This is a genomic window from Streptomyces spongiae, from assembly GCF_009377185.1.
In the GTDB taxonomy this organism is placed as follows: domain Bacteria; phylum Actinomycetota; class Actinomycetes; order Streptomycetales; family Streptomycetaceae; genus Streptomyces; species Streptomyces spongiae.
The window spans coordinates 1-4,598 of the sequence record NZ_VJZC01000709.1 but is presented as its reverse complement, the minus strand read 5'-3'; the positions used below and the strand labels follow the sequence as shown (position 1 = coordinate 4,598).

Annotated in this window: 4 protein-coding genes; all 4 read right to left on the bottom strand. The window is 66.7% G+C overall.

The genetic code is table 11. The features are described 5' to 3' along the window. Positions 1-113: 113 nt before the first annotated feature. Entirely contained in the window at positions 114-890 is a 777-nt protein-coding gene (gene pstB, locus FNH08_RS45085) for a phosphate ABC transporter ATP-binding protein PstB (RefSeq protein ID WP_152777340.1), read from the bottom strand. Positions 891-939: 49 nt separating this feature from the next. Continuing rightward, entirely contained in the window at positions 940-2,001 is a 1,062-nt protein-coding gene (gene pstA / locus FNH08_RS45080) for a phosphate ABC transporter permease PstA (RefSeq protein ID WP_152777338.1), read from the bottom strand. Beyond that, positions 2,001-3,002, bottom strand: coding sequence for a phosphate ABC transporter permease subunit PstC (gene pstC, locus FNH08_RS45075; RefSeq protein WP_152777336.1), 1,002 nt, complete (start codon positions 3,000-3,002; stop codon positions 2,001-2,003). The genes pstA and pstC overlap by 1 nt, the downstream gene beginning before the upstream one ends. A 126-nt stretch (positions 3,003-3,128) precedes the next feature. Further along, positions 3,129-4,250, bottom strand: a complete 1,122-nt coding sequence (gene pstS / locus FNH08_RS45070) for a phosphate ABC transporter substrate-binding protein PstS (RefSeq protein ID WP_322726478.1) — start codon at positions 4,248-4,250, stop codon at positions 3,129-3,131. Positions 4,251-4,598: the final 348 nt, after the last annotated feature.

Below are 4,598 nucleotides of genomic sequence, written 5' to 3'. Positions count from 1 at the left end.
GGTAGGGGCGGCGGGGGCGAGGAAACCAACGGGCCCGCCCCCGGGAGCCAGGGGCGGGCCCTTGAACCTCGCGATGGCACCGCCATGCAGCACCGCGAGGAGTCCTCAATCGCTCAGCCGAAGCGACCGGAGATGTAGTCCTCCGTGGCCTGAACCGACGGGTTGGAGAAGATCCGCTCCGTGTCGTCGATCTCGATCAGCTTGCCGGGCTGCCCCACCGCCGCGAGGTTGAAGAACGCCGTACGGTCGGACACACGCGCGGCCTGCTGCATGTTGTGCGTCACGATGACGATCGTGAACCGCTCCTTCAGCTCACCGATCAGGTCCTCGATGGCGAGCGTCGAGATGGGGTCGAGCGCCGAGCACGGCTCGTCCATCAACAGCACCTTCGGCTCGACCGCGATCGCACGCGCGATGCAGAGCCGCTGCTGCTGACCACCGGACAGCCCGGAACCGGGACGGTTCAGACGGTCCTTGACCTCGTCCCACAGGTTCGCGCCCCGCAGCGACTTCTCCACGATGTCGTTCAGCTCGGACTTCTTGTACGAGCCGTTCAGCCGCAGCCCCGCCGCCACGTTGTCGAAGATCGACATGGTGGGGAAGGGGTTCGGCCGCTGGAAGACCATGCCGACCTCCCGCCGCACGGTCACCGGGTCGACCCCGGAGCCGTACAGGTTCTCGTCGTCGAGCATGACCTTGCCCTCGACCCGACCGCCCGGGGTGACCTCGTGCATGCGGTTGAGGGTGCGCAGGAAGGTGGACTTGCCGCAGCCGGACGGGCCGATGAAGGCCGTCACGGAGCGGGGCTCCACGGTCATCGAGATGTCCTCGATCGCCTTGAAGGCGCTGTAGTACGCGGTGAGGCCGCTGATGTCGATTCGCTTGGCCATGTGAATCACTGCTTCTTTCGGTCGCTGACTTCGTTACTGCCTGGTCGCGTCAGCGACCGGTCTTCGGGGCCTTCCAGCGGGCGATACCGCGAGCCACCAGGTTGAGGATCATGACGAAGGCGATGAGCGTGAGCGCCGCTCCCCAGGCACGGTCGATCGACTGCGTGGTGCCGATCGCGTACTCCTGGTACACGTACAGCGGCAGCGAGGACTGCGCCCCTTCGAAGGGGTCGTTGTTGATGATCTTGGAGCCGAACACCAGCAGCAGCACGGGCGCGGTCTCACCGGTGATACGGGCGATGGCCAGCATGACGCCGGTGGTGATACCGCCGATCGCGGTCGGAATGACGATCTTCATGATCGTCTTCCACTTCGGTACGCCGAGCGCGAGGGATGCCTCCCGCAGCTCGTTCGGGACGAGCTTGAGCATCTCCTCGGTGGAGCGGACCACGACGGGCATCATGAGGATCGCGAGCGCCATCGATCCGGCGAAGCCGGAGTAGCCCAGGTCGAGGATCAGGATCCAGAGAGAGAGGATGAACAGGCCGGCGACGATCGACGGGATGCCCGTCATGACGTCGACGAAGAAGGTGACGGCTCGGGCCAGCCTCCCCTTGCCGTACTCGACCAGATAGACCGCGGTGAGCAGGCCGATCGGGACGGCGATCACGGACGCGATGAGCACCTGCTCGATGGTGCCGAGCAGGGCGTGGTAGACACCGCCGCCGGGGTCGGTGTTGAGCACCGCGTTCATCGAGTGGGTGAGGAAGTAGACGTCGACGATCTGCGCACCGTTGCTGATGGTGGTCCAGGCCAGGGACAGCAGCGGCACGATGGCCAGGATGAAGCAGACCCAGACGAGACTGGTGACGACCCGGTCCTTGGCCTGGCGAGGGCCTTCGACGCGGGCCGTGACGACGTACGAGCCGAGGACGAAGAGCAGCGCCGCGATGAGGCCCCACTGGACCTCGCTCTCCCAGCCGGCGGCCAGGCTGATGCCGATGGAGAGCGCGATGGAGGCGACGGCGATCACGGCCGGTGCCCAGCGGGGCATCCGTGCGGTGGAGAAGACCGGCGAGCGGTCGGCGGGGGTGACGGTTGTCTGGGACATCAGGCGTTCGCCCCCGAGTACTCCTTGCGACGGCCGATGATGTACCGGGCGGCGCCGTTGACCAGCAGGGTGATGACGAAGAGGACCAGGCCGGAGGCGATCAGGGCGTCCTGGCCGTACTCGTTGGCCTCCTTGAACTTGGAGGCGATGTTCTGGGCGAACGTGCCGCCGCCCGGGTCCAGCAGATGGCCGGAGATGATGAAGTTCGGGGAGAGCACGGTGGCGACGGCCATCGTCTCGCCGAGCGCGCGGCCGAGGCCCAGCATGGAGGCGCTGATGATGCCGGAGCGGGCGAAGGGCAGCACCGACAGCCGGATGGTCTCCCACCGGGTGGCACCGAGCGCCAGCGCGGCCTCCTCGTGCATCCGCGGCACCTGGAGGAAGACCTCACGGGTCACGTTGGTGATCACCGGCAGGATCATGATCGCCAGCAGGATGCCCACGGTGAACAGCGAACGAGCGGGGCCGGTACCGGACTTCTCGAAGATGTACGTCCAGCTCAGGAATTCGTCGAGCCACTTGTTCAGGCCGTCGAGGTAGGGCACGAGGATGAGCGCGCCCCAGAGGCCGTAGACGATCGACGGCACGGCGGCCAGCAGGTCGACGATGTACGCGAGCGGCCCGGCGAGCCTGCGCGGCGCGTAGTGCGAGATGAACAGCGCGATACCGATGGCGACCGGAACGGCGAGGGCCATGGCGATGACCGAGCTGACGACCGTGCCGAAGGCGAGGGTCGCGATGCCGAACATCGGCGGATCGTTCTGCGGCAGCCAGTCCTGGTAGGTGAGGAAGTTCGCCTCGTTGTCGGACAGGGCGAGGACCGCGCGGTAGGTGAGGAAGACCGCGATGGCGGCCATGATCACCAGCAGCGTGATGCCCGAACCCTTGGCAAGGCCCGCGAAGACACGGTCGCCGGGCCTGACGACGGCCTTCTGGGGGCTCGTGGGCTCTATTCGGTCCGTGGGAGGTGGGGGAGGGGACTGCGTTGTGGTCGTGTCCATTACGTTCTCCGGTCTGCTGAGCCCGGTCCCGGCTCAGGCGTGGAGCCGGGAGGAAGCTCCTTGGCGGCGGTGCACCGGACGAGGCGGCCGGCCCGTACTGCTCGGAGGGCCGGCCGCCTTGTGGGGTCAGGCGATGGTCGGAACGATCTCGCGGACCTTGGCCGCGATCTCGTCCGGGAGCGGCGCGTAGCCCGCGTCGCTGAGGATCTTCTGACCGTCTTCGCTGGCCGTGTAGTTCAGGAACGCCTTGATGGCCGGCAGGGCGTCGGACTTGTTGCCCTTGTCGCAGACGATCTCGTACGTCACCAGGATGATCGGGTAGGCGCCGTCGGCCTTGGTGTTGTAGTCGAGCTCCAGCGACAGGTCCTTGCCGGTGCCGACGACCTTCGCGGCGGCGATGCCGGCGGAGGCGGTGTCGGTGGTGGCCTCGACCGGCTGGGAGGCGCCGGTGTCCACCTTGACGGTGGAGAGGCTGTTGCTCTTGGCGTAGGACAGCTCGAAGTAACCGATCGCGCCGTCGGTGCTCTTCACCTGGCTGGCGACACCGGAGGAACCGGAGGCGGACTGGCCGCCCGCGGCCTTCCACGCCTTGTCGGGCTCGTACTTCCAGGACTTGGGCGCGGCGGCCTGGAGGTACTTGCCCAGGTTCTGGGTCGTACCGGACTCGTCGGAGCGGTGGAAGGCCTGGATGTCCGTGGACGGCAGCTTCGCGTCGGGGTTGAGCTTCGCGATCGCCGGGTCGTTCCACTTCTTGATCTTGCTGTCGAAGATCTTGGCGATCGTGTCGGCGTTGAGGACCAGGTTGTCCACGCCCGGGAGGTTGTAGCCGATGGCGATCGGACCGCCGACCATCGGCAGGTTGATGCCCTGGCCGGTCTTGCAGACCTTCTTGGAGTCGGCGGTCTCCTGCTCGTCCAGCGCGGAGTCCGAACCGGCGAAGGCGGTGGTGCCCTGCAGCCACTTGGTGATACCGGCGCCCGAGCCGTCGGGGCTGTAGTTGATCTCCACGCCGGAGCACGCCGTCTGGAAGGCCTTCACCCAGGCCTGCATGGCGTTGTCCTGGGCGGAGGAGCCGGAGGCGAGGAGCTGGCCCTTGGCGTCCTCACACTTGACGTTGCTCGGGGCCTCCGACTTGGCGCCGGTGGCCTCGGAGTTGTCGTCGGAGCCGCACGCCGTCAGGACCAGGGCGCCGGAAATCGCGACAGCACCGAGGGAAAGGGCGCGAAGCCGGTTGCGCTGAAGCTTCACTTTCAGGGATTCCTTCCAGAAGCCGCCGTCGGAGGCGGCGTGCGATGTGGTGTCAGCCCGTCGAGACGGCATCTCGCCGTGTCGTGGGTTCCATCTCTCAGACTGCTTTTGTGATGCGCTGAGGGAGTGCCGTGGGGGGCTGCACGTCGCACCCAGCAGGGCCGAAATTAGGCAGAACAGGTGAAGCCGCCGATGGCCATACATGAACGGCGGGTGAACCCCTGTCGACGGTGCGGTTAGGTCACGGAACGCTTACGTCGAGGACACGTGAGGATTCCAAAGCCGGGGTTACGCAGGCGGGTCCAACCAACCGCCCCGAAACCCCCCGCCTGTCTCTTATACACAGCT